This window comes from Streptomyces sp. NPDC058145 (assembly GCF_042884245.1).
Classification (GTDB): Bacteria; Actinomycetota; Actinomycetes; order Streptomycetales; family Streptomycetaceae; genus Streptomyces.
Genome location: NZ_JBHVUH010000012.1, coordinates 134,452 through 150,727 on the forward strand (window position 1 = coordinate 134,452; position 16,276 = coordinate 150,727).

Annotated in this window: 19 protein-coding genes; 3 read left to right on the forward strand and 16 right to left on the reverse strand. The window is 73.5% G+C overall.

What is annotated here, in order from left to right; genetic code table 11:
• Positions 1-8: 8 nt before the first annotated feature.
• A complete protein-coding gene (locus ACFVVO_RS26720) occupies positions 9-662 on the reverse strand; it encodes a histidine phosphatase family protein (protein ID WP_390058130.1) in 654 nt (217 codons plus the stop codon).
• 104 nt (positions 663-766) lie between these two features.
• On the opposite strand from ACFVVO_RS26720, the gene ACFVVO_RS26725 reads away from it, so the two are divergent.
• Both ACFVVO_RS26725 and ACFVVO_RS26730 read left to right on the forward strand, forming a co-directional pair.
• Positions 767-2,251, forward strand: a complete 1,485-nt coding sequence (locus ACFVVO_RS26725; protein WP_390058131.1) for a bifunctional phosphatase PAP2/diacylglycerol kinase family protein — start codon at positions 767-769, stop codon at positions 2,249-2,251.
• 153 nt (positions 2,252-2,404) lie between these two features.
• On the forward strand, positions 2,405-3,226 hold the full coding sequence (locus ACFVVO_RS26730; protein ID WP_390058132.1) for a class I SAM-dependent methyltransferase: 822 nt from the start codon (positions 2,405-2,407) through the stop codon (positions 3,224-3,226).
• A gap of 36 nt (positions 3,227-3,262) precedes the next feature.
• Here the strand turns inward: ACFVVO_RS26730 and ACFVVO_RS26735 are convergent, their stop codons facing one another.
• The 14 genes from ACFVVO_RS26735 to ACFVVO_RS26800 form a co-directional block, all read right to left on the reverse strand.
• Positions 3,263-3,544: a gas vesicle protein K gene (locus ACFVVO_RS26735; protein WP_390058133.1), complete on the reverse strand. Its 282-nt coding sequence runs from the start codon at positions 3,542-3,544 to the stop codon at positions 3,263-3,265.
• Entirely contained in the window at positions 3,541-3,729 is a 189-nt protein-coding gene (locus ACFVVO_RS26740) for a gas vesicle protein (protein WP_143638825.1), read from the reverse strand. The genes ACFVVO_RS26735 and ACFVVO_RS26740 overlap by 4 nt, the downstream gene beginning before the upstream one ends.
• On the reverse strand, positions 3,726-4,484 hold the full coding sequence (locus ACFVVO_RS26745) for a GvpL/GvpF family gas vesicle protein (RefSeq protein ID WP_390058134.1): 759 nt from the start codon (positions 4,482-4,484) through the stop codon (positions 3,726-3,728). The genes ACFVVO_RS26740 and ACFVVO_RS26745 overlap by 4 nt, the downstream gene beginning before the upstream one ends.
• On the reverse strand, positions 4,481-4,825 hold the full coding sequence (locus ACFVVO_RS26750; protein ID WP_390058135.1) for a gas vesicle protein: 345 nt from the start codon (positions 4,823-4,825) through the stop codon (positions 4,481-4,483). The genes ACFVVO_RS26745 and ACFVVO_RS26750 overlap by 4 nt, the downstream gene beginning before the upstream one ends.
• The gene (locus ACFVVO_RS26755) at positions 4,822-5,994 is read right to left on the reverse strand and encodes an SRPBCC family protein (protein ID WP_390058136.1); all 1,173 of its coding nucleotides are present in this window, start codon (positions 5,992-5,994) and stop codon (positions 4,822-4,824) included. The genes ACFVVO_RS26750 and ACFVVO_RS26755 overlap by 4 nt, the downstream gene beginning before the upstream one ends.
• Positions 5,991-6,620: a DNA primase gene (locus ACFVVO_RS26760; RefSeq protein WP_390058137.1), complete on the reverse strand. Its 630-nt coding sequence runs from the start codon at positions 6,618-6,620 to the stop codon at positions 5,991-5,993. Before ACFVVO_RS26760 ends, ACFVVO_RS26755 begins: the two co-directional genes overlap by 4 nt.
• Positions 6,620-6,880 carry a gas vesicle protein GvpG gene (locus ACFVVO_RS26765; protein WP_390058138.1) on the reverse strand — a complete coding sequence of 87 codons (261 nt, stop codon included), beginning with the start codon at positions 6,878-6,880 and terminating at the stop codon, positions 6,620-6,622. The genes ACFVVO_RS26760 and ACFVVO_RS26765 overlap by 1 nt, the downstream gene beginning before the upstream one ends.
• Positions 6,881-6,914: 34 nt before the next feature.
• The gene (locus ACFVVO_RS26770; RefSeq protein ID WP_390058139.1) at positions 6,915-7,685 is read right to left on the reverse strand and encodes a GvpL/GvpF family gas vesicle protein; all 771 of its coding nucleotides are present in this window, start codon (positions 7,683-7,685) and stop codon (positions 6,915-6,917) included.
• Entirely contained in the window at positions 7,682-8,113 is a 432-nt protein-coding gene (locus ACFVVO_RS26775; RefSeq protein WP_358927813.1) for a gas vesicle structural protein GvpA, read from the reverse strand. The genes ACFVVO_RS26770 and ACFVVO_RS26775 overlap by 4 nt, the downstream gene beginning before the upstream one ends.
• 73 nt (positions 8,114-8,186) lie before the next feature.
• Positions 8,187-8,552 (reverse strand): gas vesicle protein, encoded by a 366-nt coding sequence (locus tag ACFVVO_RS26780; RefSeq protein ID WP_390058140.1) that lies wholly within the window; start codon positions 8,550-8,552, stop codon positions 8,187-8,189.
• A 123-nt stretch (positions 8,553-8,675) separates the two neighbouring features.
• Entirely contained in the window at positions 8,676-9,635 is a 960-nt protein-coding gene (gene ligD / locus ACFVVO_RS26785) for a non-homologous end-joining DNA ligase (RefSeq protein ID WP_390058141.1), read from the reverse strand.
• On the reverse strand, positions 9,632-11,479 hold the full coding sequence (locus tag ACFVVO_RS26790) for a transketolase (protein ID WP_390058142.1): 1,848 nt from the start codon (positions 11,477-11,479) through the stop codon (positions 9,632-9,634). Before ACFVVO_RS26790 ends, ligD begins: the two co-directional genes overlap by 4 nt.
• Positions 11,476-12,969: an NAD(P)/FAD-dependent oxidoreductase gene (locus ACFVVO_RS26795; RefSeq protein WP_390058143.1), complete on the reverse strand. Its 1,494-nt coding sequence runs from the start codon at positions 12,967-12,969 to the stop codon at positions 11,476-11,478. The genes ACFVVO_RS26790 and ACFVVO_RS26795 overlap by 4 nt, the downstream gene beginning before the upstream one ends.
• A 423-nt stretch (positions 12,970-13,392) precedes the next feature.
• A complete protein-coding gene (locus tag ACFVVO_RS26800; protein ID WP_390058144.1) occupies positions 13,393-13,803 on the reverse strand; it encodes a phage holin family protein in 411 nt (136 codons plus the stop codon).
• A 102-nt stretch (positions 13,804-13,905) separates the two neighbouring features.
• On the opposite strand from ACFVVO_RS26800, the gene ACFVVO_RS26805 reads away from it, so the two are divergent.
• A complete protein-coding gene (locus tag ACFVVO_RS26805; protein ID WP_390058145.1) occupies positions 13,906-14,253 on the forward strand; it encodes a VOC family protein in 348 nt (115 codons plus the stop codon).
• A gap of 13 nt (positions 14,254-14,266) precedes the next feature.
• Here ACFVVO_RS26805 and ACFVVO_RS26810 read toward each other — a convergent pair whose 3' ends face one another.
• Entirely contained in the window at positions 14,267-16,264 is a 1,998-nt protein-coding gene (locus tag ACFVVO_RS26810) for a DUF5107 domain-containing protein (protein WP_390058146.1), read from the reverse strand.
• Positions 16,265-16,276 lie beyond the last annotated feature (12 nt).

Below are 16,276 nucleotides of genomic sequence, written 5' to 3' on the forward strand. Positions count from 1 at the left end.
GCAAACCGTTATCCGGCGTCCACCGGTTCCCCCGCCGGGCCGCCCTCCCCCGCCGGTTCCACCGTCGCGCCCTCCCAGGCCAGCGCCTTCCACCCGTCGGAGGGCGAACCCTCCAGGACGATGACGCCGGTGTTGCGCAGGGGGCGGGCCGCGGCGAACGCGACGTCGACGTTGCCGGCCCGGGCCGCGGTCCACAGGCGGATCGCGGCGCCGTGGCTGACCATGGCGACGGTCGCGGCACCGCTGGCGGCGGCCTCGGCGACCACCGTGTCGTACCGGGCGAGGGTCTCCGCGCCGTTCTCCCCGCCGGGGATGCGCGGTGCGGTGTCCCCGGCGGCCCAGGCGAACACCGTGCGCAGGTAGAGGGTGCCCCGCGGGGAGTTGCCCGGCAGCATCTCCAGGTCGCCGGCGGTCACCTCGCGGATGCCGTCCCGGACGATCGGCTCCAGGCCGCGGGCGGTGGCCAGCGGGGCGGCGGTGAGCCGGGTGCGCAGCAGGGTGGAGACGTAGACGGCCTCGATGTCCTCGTGCGCGAGCGCCCCGGGGAGTTCGGCGGCCTGCCGCTCGCCGAGCGGAGTGAGCCCCGGGCCGGGTACGGCGGTGTCCAGCAGCCGGTCCAGGTTGGACGGGGTCTGACCGTGGCGGACCAGGAGCAGGCGCATCCGGGGTGTCTCCTCACGCGCCCTTCGGGCGGACCGGTGAACGCGGGTCGGTGACCGGCGTGTCCGGGCACAAGAAGCGGGCACTTCAGGGTAACCGGACCCCTATGAGCCCAGACGTCGACCTCACTGTGCCGAGGCCCCGCCTCCGCGTCCTGTCCAAGCTGCTCGAGTACGACTGCCGGCTGTTCGAGCTGGCGGCCACCCGGCACTGGCCCGGCGCCGAGCGGATGTTGCCCCGGCTCAGCCGGAGCGCCAACCACGGGGTGCTGTGGTTCGCGACGGCCGCCGCGATCGCGGCGAGCCGTTCGCCGCGGGCCCGGCGGGCCGCCACCCGGGGCGTGGCCTCGCTGAGCGTGGCCTCGCTGGCCATCAACACCCTCGGCAAGCGGTCGGTGCGCCGCGCCCGGCCGGTGCTGGATACGGTGCCGCTGTCGCGGCGGCTGAAGCGGCAGCCGATCACCACCTCCTTCCCGTCCGGTCACGCCGCCTCGGCCGCCGCCTTCGCCGCCGGGGTCGCCCTGGAGTCGCCGCGGTGGGGTGCGGCGGTGGCGCCGGTGGCGTTCTCCGTGGCCATGTCGCGTGTCTACACGGGCGTGCACTATCCGAGTGACGTGCTGGCGGGGGCGGCGCTGGGCGCGGGCGCCGCGTTCGCCGTACGGGGCCTGGTTCCGACCCGCACCCAGGTCGCGCCGCCGCCGCGGCCCCGGACCGAGGCACCGGCGCTGCCCGACGGCGAAGGCCTCGTGCTCGTCGCCAACCGCGCCTCGGGCACCTCCGACCGGGTGCGGGTGCTGCACGAGGCGCTGCCCGGGGCGGAGATCGTGGAGTGCGCCCCCGAGGACGTGAAGGCGGAGCTGGAGAAGGCCGCCGCGCGGGCGCGGGTGCTCGGGGTGTGCGGGGGCGACGGGACGGTGAACACGGCGGCCGGGGTGGCCCTGCGTCGCGGTCTGCCGCTGGCGGTGCTGCCCGGGGGCACGCTCAACCACTTCGCCTACGACCTGGGGGTGGAGGACGAACGGACCCTGGCCGACGCCGTCCGGGCGGGCGAGGCGGTCCGGGTGGACGCCGGTCGGTTCGTGGCGGGCGATCACGAGGGGCTCTTCCTGAACACCTTCAGCCTGGGTGTCTACCCGGAGCTGGTGCGCGAGCGGGAGCGCTGGTCGTCCCGGATCGGAGGCTGGCCGGCCGGGATGCTCGGCGCGATGAAGGTGCTGCGCGCCGACCGGCATCCGCTGACGGTGGAACTGCGCGGCAAGCGCCACCCCCTGTGGCTGCTGTTCGTCGGCAACGGCACCTACCACCGGATGGGTCTCGCGCCCGGTCGCCGTACCGACCTGGCGGACGGACTGCTGGACGTGCGGGTGGTGCACGGCACCCGCAGGCCCGCGCTACGCCTGCTGGCGGCCGCCGCGGCCGGCCCCCTCACCCGGTCCCCGGCCCACGCGGCGGTCCAGGTGAACCGGCTGCGGCTGACCGGTCTCGCCCCCGGGACGCCACTGGCGTTCGACGGCGAGGTGATCGAGGTGGGCGGGGACGTGCTGGTGGAGAAGCTGCCCGAGGCGCTGACGGTGTACCGGCCGCTGTCCTGACCCCCCGCCTTCCGGCCGCCCGTGACGCGCCCGTCCACATGATGAAACGCAGATCTCATCATTCGGCACGGGCGCGTACCGTTCGGCGTATCGCGCGACGGCGCCGCAGGCCGCGCCGCCGGTGACGTCGACGAGGGGCGAAGGGGCACAGCCATGCCGAAGGCGCAGGACACCGCCGTCTACACACACGGGCACCACGAGTCGGTGCTGCGGTCGCACACCTGGCGGACCGCCGCCAACTCCGCGGCCTATCTGCTCGACGTGCTGAAACCCCACATGAGGATCCTGGACATCGGCTGCGGCCCCGGCACCATCACCGCCGACCTGGCCGCGCTGGTCCCCGAGGGCCGGGTGACCGGCGCCGACCGGGCCCCCGCGATCCTGGACCGGGCCCGGGCGACCGCCGAGGCGCGTGGCCTGACCAATGTGGACTTCGCGGTCGCCGACGTCCTCGCGCTGGACCACCCCGACGACACGTTCTGCGTGGTCCACGCCCACCAGGTGCTCCAGCACGTCGGCGACCCGGTCGCGGCGCTGCGCGAGATGCGCCGGGTGACGAAGCCCGGCGGCTACATCGCGGTGCGCGACGCCGACTACGCGGCGATGACCTGGTACCCGGCGCTGCCGGGCCTGGACGACTGGCTGGACCTGTACGAGGCGGTCGCCCGGGCCAACGGCGGTGAGCCGGACGCCGGCCGGCGGCTGCGGGCCTGGGCGCTGGCCGCGGGGCTGACGGACGTCACGGCGACCTCCAGCACCTGGACGTTCGCCACCCCCGAGGAACGGGCCTGGTGGAGCGGGCTGTGGGCCGACCGCACGGTGGATTCGGACTACGCCGACCGGGCCGTGCGGGGCGGGCACGCGACACCCGAACGGCTGCGGGCTGCGTCGGCCGCCTGGCGGGACTGGGGCCGGCGGGAGGACGCCTGGTTCGGTGTCCTGCACGGCGAGATCCTGTGCCGCAAGGCGGCCTGACCGCAGCCCTGTGGAGAGCCCCCGGGGCCACCCGGCTCACTGGCGGGGCAGCAGCGGCCCCAGCGGCCCGAGATCCAGGTTCAGGTCCTCGGGCCGCAGCCCGTAGCGGTCCCGTAGTTCGGCCATCCGCTCCTCCAGGAGCATCAGGGTGAGCCCGATCCGCTCCTCCTGGTCCTCGGTCAGCTCACCGGTGTCGAAGCGGCGCACCGCCTGCCGCTCCATGAGCTGGCGCAGCAGTTCCACCACGGTCAGCACCAGTTTGACCAGGTCGCGTTCGACCGTGTCGGGCTCCAGGTCGAGCCGGTTGCGGGCGGTCACAGCAACTCCTCGAAGGGTGAGGGCACCGTCTCGTTCACGGAACTGATCAGCGCGTTGAGATCGATGCGGACGAGGTCGACGTCCGCGATCCGCAGCGTCAGGTCCCCGGTGATGACGACCCCGCCGGCCAGCAGCCGGTCCAGCAGGTCCACGAGTGCGATCTCGCGTCGCTCGACGACGGTCACGCTTCCTCCCCACTGAACGAGTACGCGGCCCACGGACCGGTGAGTTCCACCCGGATGCCGGGCGTCTCGTCCTTCGTGCGGTCCACCAGCTCCACGAACTCCTCGCAACCCGAACGCGGCACGAGATAGGCCGCGTTGAGCACGTTCTGTCCCGACGCCCCGGACAGCGCGGAGTTCTGCGCGGGATGCATCCGGAAGTCCTCGGAGTGCCGGCTGAGCCGCTCGTGCAGGGACCGCGCGAACGACTCCGCCTGCTGCCACCTCTCCTCGTGCGCCTCGCTGTGCCGCCGGCGGCTGCGCAGATAGTCACGGCCGCTGGCCGGTTTCGCCGCCTGCGCGGCGGCGGGCTCGGCGGGTTCGGACTCCACGAACACCTTCACGCCCCACTCCACCCGGCCCTCGAGCCGGTCCAGGGCGCGCCGGAAGTCGTCCTCGCGGGACTCGATCATCGCCCGGATGCCACTGTCGTCCCGGAAGACGGTCGCGAGGCGCAGGGGCAGCGGGGTGGTGACGGTGCTGAGCGCGGCGATCACGCCCTGGTGGGCGCGGGCGGTCGCGCTCAGCCAGTCCAGGTCCTCGAGACGGGCCCGCAGCCCCTGCTCGTCGAAGTCCGCCTCCGGCACCGTGCTGACGACCGCGACCAGCCCGTGGTGATGCAACAGCGCCGGCGGGGCGCCCCCGATACCGGTCAGCTCGGCCTGCAGGGGCGCGTCGAGGGGGCGGCAGACGGCGTAGACGTACCGCAGTGCGCTCATGGGGCCTCCTCCTCCGTCGGTACGCTGCCGGGTGTCAGTTCCTGGAGCCGCTCCAGCCGCTCCCTGAGCTCGGCGTTCTCCTTCGCCAGCTCGTTCTGGCGGGCGCGGGAGGACAGAGCGGGGTCGGTCTCCCACCAGTCGATGCCCATCTCCTTGGCCTTGTCGACCGAGGCGATGACGAGCCGGAGCTTGATGGTGAGGAGTTCGATGTCGAGCAGGTTGATCTTGATGTCACCCGCGATGACGACACCCTTGTCGAGCACACGTTCCAGAATGTCGGCGAGGTTGGCCCCGCCGCCACTCTGGCCGTAGGGCTCGGGGAACCGGCTGGCAGTCGTCATCGACGGCTCCTGCCTCCGGCGTGCTCAGGCTCTTCCTCGGGCTCCTCCTCGTACTCCTCCTCCTCGGGCTCTTCCTCGTACTCCTCCTCGGGCTGCTCCTCGTCCTCGTACTCCTCCTCCTCGGGCTCCTCCTCGGCCTCGTCCTCGTAGGCCTCCTCGCCCTCTTCCTCGGCGGCGGGCTCCTCACCCTCTTCGCCCTCTTCGGGCTCCGCGGACTCCTGGGGCTCCTCGCCCTCCTCGGGCTCCTCGCCCTCCTCGCCCTCCTCCTGCTCGGACTCCTCCTCGGCCACCGCGTCCTCGTGGCTGCGGACGACCTCGCCGTCGCGGATCTCCCCGCGCCAGCTGTCCTCCGCCTCGCCCTTGAGCGTGATGAACCGGGCGAAGTTCTTGAAGTCGAGCCGGACCCGGCGGCCCTGGGCACGCCAGATGTTGCCCGTCTTCTCGAAGAAGCCGCTCGGGTAGTACTCCATGACGAGCAGGATGCGGGTCAGGTTCTCGTCGAGCCGGTGGAAGGTGACGACGCCCTTCGTGGTGCCCTTGGCACCCTCCGACTGCCACTGGATCTTGTAGTCGGGGACCTGCTCGACCGTGTGGGCCTTCCAGCTCCGGCTGGACCAGAAGATCTTGGCCTGCCAGTCGGAGTTCGTGTCGTCGGCGCGGCTCGCGCTCTTCACACCCTTGGCGAAGGTGCTGAAGTCCTGGTACTGGGTCCACTGGTCGTAGGCGGTGCGCACCGGCACGCCGACGTCGACGGACTCGACGATGACGGTCGGCTTGTTGCCCCCGCCCTTGCGCTTCTTGCCCTTGCCTCCCCCAAGACCCTTCAGCTTGTCCATGACGGTGTCCTTGGCGTGTGAGGCACCGAGCTCCAGCGCGGAGCGCAGCGGGCCCTTGCCCTCGGCGACCTTGCGGCCGGCGTCCAGGGCGAGCTTGCCGAAGCCCGGGCTGTTGCCCTCGGCGATGTCGGTCAGCTTGCCCGTGGTCTCGCCGAGTTTGCGGCCGAAGCCGGTGAGCAGCTTCTGGGCCTGGGCGGCCAGGTAGTCCTGCACCTCCGCCTTGAGCCGGTCCGCCGCCTCGCTGTGGGCCAGATCGGTCAGGGGGTTGCTCGTGGCCGCTCCGCCCGCGGCCTTGCCGGCGGCTGACGTCGCGGATCCGACGGTCTCGGTCATCGGTCATCGCCACCCTTCGACTGCCCGGACCGGCCGGTGTCACGGCTGCCGCCGGCCGCGGCCGTCTTCTTCGTGGCCGTCCTGCGGGCCGCGCCCGCCTTCTTGGCGGCCGTCCGGCCGGCCGTGCTCTTCGCCGCGGCCTTCTTGGCGGGCGCCTTCTTGGCGGGCGACTTCTTCGCGGGGGCCTTCTTCTCGCGCGCCTCGCGACGGGGCTGTTCGTCCTCCCGCTCGGCGGAGTCCTCGTGGGCTCCCTCGTCCTCCTCCTCGTACTCCTCCGGCTCCTCCGGCTCGGACCCGTTGCCGGGGACCACGCCGGAGAGCTGGTCGCGCACCGCGTTGGTACGGCCGTGCAGCCGGTCGGCCAGCGCGCTCATCTGCCGCTCGGCCATGGCCCCGGTGGCGGCCTTGCCGACGCCGCGCAGGTCCTGGCGGACCTGGTCCCCGATCTCCTTGAACTGCGGGTTGTCGCGAAGCTGCTGGCCCAGCAGGTCCGCCAGGGCCCGCGGAGTGAGGTTCAGCTTCTTGCCGGCCACCACGGAGCCGACCGCGAGGGCCAGTTTGAGCTTCTTGGTGCGTCCCAGAAAGTAGCCGGCCCCTATCGCCAGGCCGAGTCCCGTTCGATTCATCACGTTGTCCCGTTGCCAGTGGTTTCGCCGGAGCGCATGGCGGTCTCCAGCCGGTCGAGCAGTTCGTCCTCGCGGCGGTCGAACTCCTCCTCGGTGATCTCGCCTGCCTCCAGCTCCTCCTCGAGGCGCGCGAGTTCGGCCCGTACGGTGGCGGGGTCGTAGTAGATCCGCTCCGCTTCGCTGACCACCTGTTTGATCGCCCATCCGGCGCCGCGCACCGGGGCGAACGGCAGCAGCAGCACCTCGCTGATCAGTCCCACGGTCGTCCCTCCTTCCGTTCGGGCCGGGCCGCTGTTACTGCGCTCCGGCGTCGGCGCCGGCCGTGCTGTCCGCGGGTTCGGCGGGGCCGGGCTCCACGAAGCTGTACGGCGGGAGCGGCCCGTTGATCCGCACATCGAGATGGGGGTGGCTGGTGCGGACCTGCTCGACCGCGGCCAGGAACTCCTCGGCCGTGTCCCGGGCCACCAGGAACGACAGGTTGACCAGCCAGCCGGTCGACTCGGGGCCCACGCTCAGGGCGGTGCCGGCTGCTTCGAGCGCACCGCGCACCTCGGCCGCGTCCTCAACCTCCTTGGCCTTGACGGCGGCCGCGACCATCTCACCGAGACGGATCTTGTCGTCGTAACTGCCGCCACCGGAGGTCCGGTTGGCCTCGGCCAGGGAGCGCACCTCGGCGTTCTCGGCCATCACGCGGTGCAGCACGGCCTCTTCGACATGCGTGGCCTTGACGTTGTACTCGACCTTGCCGTCCAGCTCCCGCAGCCGCTCCTGGTAGTGCTGCGCGCGCTCGCCGAGCACCTGGGTGACGGAGTCGTCGTCGGGGGCGACACTGCCGAAGCGCATCGGCAGGATGCAGCCGGCCGCGCCGGTCTCGGCGAGCACGTTCTGGTGCGCGAGCAGGTCCCGGCGCTTGGGCCGCAGCCCCTCGGGCGCGTCGCTGACCACGGCCGCCAGTTCGCCGGCCGTCAGCACCCGCACCGGCAGCGGCGGCTCGCCGACGCCGGACATGCCCTCGGGAAGCGCCGGGTGCGAGCGGGCGGTGATGCCGTAGACGTAGGTGCTCACTCCGACTCCTCCTTACGCCGGGCCGCGGTCTTGCGGGCCCGCGGCCGGGACTCCCTCTGGCCCTCCTGCCCCTCGTCACGGGCCTGCTGGAAGGCGCCGGATATGGTCTCCGCGGCCCCCGACAGCGCGCCCTTGCTCTTGCCGCGGGCACCGGACTCGGTGACCTCGCCGACGATCTCGGGCAGGCCGGGGCTCTTGTTCGGGCCCGACTCCAGGTCGAGGCGGTTGCACGCCTCGGCGAAGCGCAGATAGGTGTCGACGCTGGCCACGACGACGCGGACGTCGATCTTCAGGATCTCGATGCCGACCAGGGAGACACGGACGAACGCGTCGATCACGAGCCCCCTGTCCAGAACCAGTTCCAGTACGTCGTAGAGGCCGCTGCTGCCGCCTCCGCCGCCGCTCTGTTGTGCTGGTACAACCGTCATGCCGGCCGTTCCTCCTTCTCGGTGATCGGACAAGTGGTGCGCCGGTGGGTGCCGGACACGGGGGACGGGCGGCCTAGCGGCCGCGTGCGTCCGCCCGTCCGCGTTCGTAACGGCGGACGCGGCGATAGCCCGTGAGCTGCCCCTCCTCGTCCAGCTCCACCTGGTAACTCGCCATCAGGCTCATGGTGTCCGGGACCCGCTCGAGTTCGAGGACCTCCATCTCGAGCGACCATCCGTCCTCGGTCTGCTCGAAGGAGGACACCGACTCCGGCTGGAGCCCGGTCAACTCGGCGAGCTGGGCGCGTGCCTCGCGCAGCACTTCCATGGGACGCGGCCGCCGGCCGGTGGCCGCGCCCTGCGGCGCGTCATCGTCCGCCTGGGACGAGTTCCGCTTCTCCTGTGAATTCTGTGACTGATGCGTGTTCTTTGTGTTCGTCATGGCCACCTCTCCCCTGCGTGTGGCCGCTCATCCCTTGGCCAAACATTCCGGGGGTGCGGGTTCTCGAAGCCGCAGGTCACAGACGGTGAACGCGGGCCCGGAACCGGCCACGGCCGACCGTCGTCAGCCCTTCAGTCCCGCGAGGCGGCGCTGAGCGGGTCCGAGGGCGCGTCCCCGGCCCGGCAGTGCGGCCCACGGGTCGCTGCGGGCCTGATCGGCGGCGTCGGCGATGGTCCAGCGGCGGGCGTGGACGCTTGGATCGGCCACCTGTTCCCAGCTTAGGGGCACCGCGACGGGCGCGCCGGGCAGAGCGCGGACGGTGTACGGGGCCACAGCGGTCTGCGCGTAGGCGTTGCGCTGCACATCGAGGTAGAGGCGGTCGCCGCGGTCGCGCCTGCGGGCGGCCGTGGTGAGCCGGTCGGGGTGCGCGGCCTCGGCGAACTCGGCCACCTCACGGGCGAACCGGCGTACCTCGTCGAAGTCGTGGCGGCCGTCCAGCGGGACCACGAGGTGGAGTCCGCGTGAGCCCGTCGTCATCGGCGCCACGGGCAGGCCCAGCTCGTCCAGCAGCTCGCGCAGTATCCCGGCCGCCTCCCGGACGGCGGCGAAGGCGTCCTCCGGGCTCCCGCCGGGCCCTTCGGGCGCCGGGGCGGGGTCCAGGTCGAAGACCAGCCGGTCGGGGTGGTCCGGGCCGCGGGCCCGGTCAGTGCGGGAGAGCCAGCGGTGCAGGGTGAGACAGGCCTGGTCGGCGAGGTACAGCAGGGTGGCGGTGTCGTCGCAGACGACGTGCGTCACCGTGCCGCCTTCCTTGGCGACCTCGGCCCGGGTGATCCAGTCCGGGTAGTGATCGGGGGTGTTCTTCTGCATGAAGCGCGGGCCGTCGAGGCCGTCCGGATACCGTTCCAGCATCAGCGGACGGCCCCGCAGGTGCGGCAGCAGATACGGCGCGACGGACCGGTGGTAGTCGGCGAGATCGCCCTTGGTGTACCCCTCGGCGCCGCCCGGGAAGAGGACCTTCCCGGGCCGCCGGACGCGCACCGAGCGGCGGCCCGCCCGTATCGTCCGCGCGTCGTCGTCGCTCATCCCACGACCGCCTCCTCGACCAGCAGCTTCGCCGCGGCCGCGATGCCCGCGGCGTCGATGCCGGCGGCCTGCAGCTGCTCGTCGGGCGCGGCCGAGCCCGGCATGTTGCGCACCGCGAGCCGGACCAGGCGGGGCACGGGCCGGCCGTCGGCGAACGCCTCGGCGACGGCGTCGCCGAGGCCGCCCTGCTCGTGGTGGTCCTCGACGGTGAGCAGACAGCCGGTCTCCTCGCCGGCCCGGCGCAGGGTCTCGGTGTCGACGGGCTTCACGGAGTACAGGTCGATCACCCGGACCTGGATGCCGTCCTGGGCGAGCCGGTCGGCGGCCGCCAGGGCCTCGTGGACGGTGACCCCGGCCGCGACGACGGTCAGCCGGTCCTGCTCGCCGGCGCGCAGCACCTTGCTGCCGCCGACCGGGAACTCCTCCTCGGGGCCGTAGATCACCGGGCTCTTGCCGCGCGAGGTGCGCAGATAGCGGACGCCGTCGAGGCCGGCCATGGTGGCGATCAGCCTGGCCGTCTGGTTGGCGTCGCAGGGGTACAGCACGGTCGAGCCGTACACGGACCGGAACATCGCAAGATCCTCCAGGCCCATCTGCGAGGGCCCGTCCTGCCCGATCGCCACGCCGGCGTGCGAGCCGACCAGGTTGATCCCGCTGCCGCTGACGGCGGCCATGCGGACGAAGTCGTGGGCGCGGCTGAGGAAGGCCGCGAACGTCGAGGCGTACGGCACCCAGCCGCGGGCCGCCATGCCGACTGCGGTGGCGACGAGCTGCTGTTCGGCGATGTAGCACTCGAAGAAACGGTCGGGGTGCTCCTTGGCGAACACCTCGGTGCGGGTGGAGTCGCCCACCTCGCCGTCCAGCGCGACCACGTCGCCCCGGGCGGTGCCGAGCGCGGCGAGGGCCTTGCCGAAGGCGTCCCGGGTGGCCACCTCCTCGCCCTTGTCGTACCGCGGCAGCCGGACCACCTCGGTGTTGAGGGAGCGGAGCGTCGCCGCGGCGGCCGGCTCGCCGACCTGGACGCGCACGTCGCGCGGTCCGCCCAGCTCGGCGATGGCCTCCTCGGCCTCGGGCAGCGGCTTGCCGTGCAGGCCCTCACGGTCCTCGACGGCGGCGACGCCCTTGCCCTTGAGGGTGCGGGCGAGGATCACGGTGGGCTGTCCGGTCGTCGACAGGGCCTCGCCGTACGCCCGGTCGATCGCGTCGACGTCATGGCCGTCGATCTCGATGGTGTGCCAGCCGAAGGCCTGGAAACGGCGGGCGTAGGCGTCCAGGTCGTGACCGTGCCGGGTCGGGCCGCGCTGGCCCAGCCGGTTGACGTCCACGACGGCCACGAGGTTGTCCAGGTTCTCGTACGCGGCCTGCTCGGCCGCCTCCCAGACGGAGCCCTCGGCCAGTTCGCTGTCCCCGCACAGCACCCACACGCGGAAGCCGGTGCGGTCCAGCCGCTGCCCGGCGAGCGCGATGCCCACACCGACCGGCAGGCCCTGGCCGAGCGAGCCGGTGGCGGTCTCCACCCACGGCAGCCGGCGCGGGGTCGGGTGCCCCTCGAGGCGGCTGCCGAGCTTGCGGAAGCTCAGCAGCTCGCCGTCCTCGACCGCACCGGCCGCCTTGTACGCGGCGTACAGCAGCGGCGAGGCGTGGCCCTTGGAGAGCACGAAGCGGTCGTTGGCGGGGTGTTCGGGGCGCTCGAAGTCGTAGCGCAGGTGGTTGGCGAGCAGGACGGCCATCAGGTCGGCGGCGGACATCGACGAAGTGGGATGCCCGGAGCCCGCCGCGGCGGCGGCCCGCACGCTGTCCACGCGCAACTGCTGCCCGAGTTCGGCGAGTTCGGCGGTGTTCATGAATCTCCTTCTGCTGGTTCGGGTGGGTCCGGGCGGTCCGCGGGATCCGCGGGGTCGACGCGCCGGACGGGGGCGGGATGGTCGGTGGGCGGTGCGGGCCGGTCCGCCGCGGGCGCGTCGGCCGGCCGGCTCGCAACGGGTTCGCCGCCGTTGCCGTCGTGCGCGCTGTCGCCGGGCCGCCCGGGACCGCCGGGTACCCGGGCCAGCTCCGGGGATGCCGTGTCCAGCGGGACCGACCAGGACCGTACGAGGCCCAACTGCACGGTCTGACGCGGAAGTACGGAGTCCAGCAGCCAGTCGGCGGCGACGCGCAGGCGGTTGCCGGGCAGGGCGGCCAGGTGGTAGCCGCGGGTGACCGCGCCGGCCGGCGGTCCGGACAGCGGGACGCCGAACGGGTTGGCGGCGGCACGCACGCCGCCGAGGTCCACGGCGAAGCCCAGGTCGCGATGGCGGTAGGCGCGCCGGCGCCGGCCGAGGCCGAGCGAGGCGGCCACGTTCCCGCCGGCCACCCTGCCCTGCCGCCAGGCGTGCTGGGCGGTCATCGGGGTGAACTCGCCGGGACGCTCCAGGTCCGGCACGGCCGCCGCGTCCCCGCAGGCGAACACCTCGGTGCGGCCCGGCACCTGGAGGTACGGATCGACGATGAGCCGGCCCCGCTCCAGCGGCTGTCCGACGCCCTCGATCAGCGGATCCGGCCGGACCCCGACGCACCAGACCAGGGTCCGCGACGCCACGAAGTCGCCGTCGGTGAGCAGTACACCGTCATGGGTCGCCTCCTTCACGGAGGTGCCCGTGCGGACGTCGACGCCGCGTGCCCGAAGCACCCGGTCGGCGGTGCGGGAGAGCCGTTCGTCCATCTCCGGCAGCACGCGGGGCGCAGTGTCCAGCAGGATCCAGCGGGGCCGTGCCACCCCGGGCAGGTCACGGCGGGCCAGGTGATCGGTGAGCATCCGCATCTGTGCGGCCACCTCGGTGCCGGTGTAGCCGGCGCCGACGACGACGAAGGTGCACCGGGCGGCGCGGACCTCCGGGTCGTCCTCCGTCGCGGCGAGTTCCACCTGCCGGGTGACGTGGTCGCGCAGATACAGCGCCTCGGGCAGTCCGCGGAACCCGTGCGCGTGCTCGGCGACGCCGGGGATGGGCAACAGCTTGTTGACGCTGCCGACGGCCAGCACCAGCCGGTCGTAGCCGAGGGTTCCGGTGCCGTCCTCGGGGTCCCGGTAGTGGACGGTGCGCCGGTCGAGGTCGACCCGGGTGGCCTCCCCGAGCACCAGCCGCACCCCGCGCAGGGTGCCGGGCAGCGAGACGGTGACCCTGCGGGCCTCCAGGATCCCGGCGGCCACCTGGGGCAGCAGCGGCAGGTACAGGAAGTAGTCGGTCGGGTTGAGCAGGGCGATCCGGGCACGGCCGCGGGTGAGCCGGGCGAGGGTGCGGGCCGCCCGGTACCCGGCGAAGCCGGCGCCGACGATCACGACACGTGGTCGACTCACGGGTGTCCCTCCGGCGGTGTGGCTCCCTCAAGGCCTTCCGCGTAACCGGGGCCGCCGCACCCAAACGCCGCCCGGCTCACCCGGACGCCGGTCGCGCCCACGTTTCGCCCGGTCGGCGGCGGTTCCCCGCCCCGGGTCCCCTCGATCCCCACCAGTCGCGATCCCGGCCGTCCGGTCGCGCGGAGGGGTTGAGTGGTTGCCGGTGCTTGCATGGCACCGGGCGTGAGGGCAGGCGCGGGGGTGGTCGGGTGCGGGTCGGGTGTGGCTGGGCGCGCGGGTGCCCGCGCCCCTGCGTGGGTCGCCGCCGGCTTGCAGGCTTCAGGGTGTGAGGGCCGGCGCGGGGCGTGGTCGGGTTGGCTGGGCGCGCAGGTGCGCGCGCCCCGTCGCCGTCGGCTTGCACGGTGCGGGGCGCGGGGGCGGGGGTCAGGCCCTGTGGTGGGGGACGTCGTCCGGAGGGGCCGGGGCCTCGGTCGGCATCGGGGGGTAGGGGGTGCCGGGGTGGGTGGCGGCCGCCACCTGGGCGGTGGCCGAGCCGTGCCCGTGTTTCGGGTGGGCGGCGCCGCGCAGCACGTAGGCGAGGGCGCCCAGGATCGCGGCGGTGATCAGTGCGGCCGCCCAGCCCGGCAGGCCCACGGCCAGGGCGAGGCCCACCGCGAGCGCGAGGGCGCCGCCCGCGTACAGGGCGACGGCGCCCGAGGCGGCGTAGAGCATGGCGGTGCGGCGTTGCTTGCGGCTCTGCTCGCGCAGTTCGTCGCGTACCGTCTCGCGTGCCACCTGTGCCAGCTCTTCGACGAGGTGCTTGTCCAGATGTTCCAGGTGATCCAAACGGTCCATGCAATACGCGTACCCGCAGGACCCGAGCAGTAACGGCATCGCCCGGTGCCCCGCCGGGACTCGGCCTGTGCCGGCCCGGACGTCCCAACTAGGCTCGTGCGCATGGAGATTCTGGGCGCCACCCTGCGCATCTGCGTCGACGACCTCGACACCGCGATCCCCTTCTACGAACGGCTGGCGGGCGGCCGGGCGCTCCGGTTCGAACGCGGCGGGGTCCAGGTGGCCGCGATCGGCTCCTTCCTCCTGATGAGCGGCCCGGAGGCGGAGCTGGAGGTGCTCCGCAAGGTGACGGCGACGATCGCTGTCAAGGACGTGACCGAGGCGCACCGGCTGCTGACCGACCTGGGCGCCCGGATCATCGCCGGGCCGGTGCCGACCCCGGCGGGCCGGAACCTGCTGGCGATGCATCCGGATGGCTCGATCTTCGAGTACGTCGACCAGAGCGGCTGAGCCGGCCGCCCGCTCAGCCGGGGTCCGGCCGCATCCGGAAGTCGAGGCGGGCGGGCAGCGGTTCGTCGGTGAGCCGGGCCCACAGCAGCTCGATCACGTCCGCGCCCTCCCGCAGGTCCGCCACCTCGAACCCCTCGTCGAGGACGGCCCGGGCGTCCGTCCGCCGCCCCTCGGCGAGCAGCAGTCCGGCCTCCAGCAGCCGGAACGGGCCGCGCCGCCGCACGGCGGGCAGCAGCCGCTCCCACACCGCGCGGGCCTGCGCCGTGCGCCCCGCCCGCAGCAGCGCCTGGAGCGCCTCCCGGCCGAGCGCGGCCACGGCGGCGGTCCAGAGCTCTCCGTCGTCACGCCGTTCGCGGCACAGGTCGTCGAAGGCCTCCGCGTACCGGTCGGCGGCCCGCTCGTGGTGGCCGGACTCCTGGTCGGCGACGGCCAGGCAGCGCAGCAGCGGCCACAGCGAAGGGGCGAGCGGCACGGCCCGCTCCCAGCTGCGCACCGCCTGGGCACGGTCACCGGCGTGCCACTGGGCGATGCCGAGGTGGTACTCGGTGTGCGGGGTGGCGGGTGCGGTCTCCAGCATGTCCCGCCAGTGCGGGGCGACCAGTGTCTCGCCGGGCGGGCGGACCCGGCGCGGTTCCGGCAGCGAGCCGGTGCGCAGCAGCTCCAGCCAGGGCGTCTGCGCCTCGCCGAGGGTGGACTCGGGAAACGGCGTGCCGGGCAGTTTCCAGTCGGCGCGCAGGACCTCGAGCGCGCCCCAGCCGGAGCCGGTGGCCAGCCGCTCGCCGGGTTCGGTGTCGGCGTACGGCTTCCAGTCCGTGTACGCCTGCTCGACGCGGGCCCGCGGCAGCACCGCCGCCAGCCGGTCCTCGGCCCCCCGCACGACCGCCGGCCACGAGGGGCCGTCGGGAGTGGCGTCCAGCGGGCCGTACGCCTCCAGCCAGGACACCTCGCTCCCGGGTTCCAGCCGGACGTGCTCGAGCTGGGTGCGGGCGAGGCCGGCCTGGATCTCGCAGTAGCCGCCGGTACCGGGCTCGGTCAGCCACTCCTGCCAGCGCCGGCCGCCCGGGCCGCTGCCCCACACGAACAGCTTCCGGCCGCGCAGCACGTCGGTGGAGGTCTGCACCAGCCCCTGCCCGTCCGCGTCCAGCGCCGCGATCCAGCGGCGCCGGCCGTCCGGGACCTCGTAGAAGTAGTCGGCGGCGTAGGGACTGTTGAGTGGGTGGGTGCGGTCGATGCCGTCGTGGCAGGGGACCGGCACCCGGCGCAGCCGGCGCTCGTAGCCGAACTGCCAGGCCTCCTCGGCCGGGGCGAGGACCCGGCGGTCCTCGGGTACGGCGATGTTGGACCACCAGTAGGCGGGCGCCGGGTGCTCGTGCGGGTTTCGGATCCGGACGCCCACGTACAGGAAGTCGGATCCCTCCGGGAGCCACAGGTCGACCTGGAACGGCAGGTCGCGCAGCCGCTCCCACTCCCACAGGCGCAGCATCTCTCCCCCACTGCCCGAACGGCGTGGGCGGTGCCCCCAGCCGTCGGGGGCGGGGACGCGGGCGGCGTGCAGGGGTGCGCAGGACAGGGTGGTGTGGCCGGTGGCGCCGATGTTCCACTCGATGCCGCCGGAGTACCAGGCGCCGTTGAGCGCGAAGTTGGCGGGCTGGAACACCGGGTTGCGGTAGAGGAGTTCGCGTCCGGTGGGCAGGTGGACGAGGGAGGCGATCCGGCCGCCCAGGCCGGGCAGGACGGTGGCGCGCAGCCGGTCGTTCTCGATCACCAGGGCCTGGAGGGCGCCGGGTTCGCGGGTTCTGCCGTACCCGTCGCGCACCCGCACCGGCAGCAGGCTGCGCAGCGGCTCGTAGTCGAGCTGCCGTGCCATGTCGCGGGGCATGTCCCCGCGGTCCCGGTCGACGACGCGGTGCACCTCGTCGAGGGGACAAAGCGGGGGCAGGGGGTTGTCGGGGCCCAACTGCGCGGCGGGCAGGGTGATTACCTCACGTCGGATCCTCGTCACGATGACCATGGAACCCGGCAT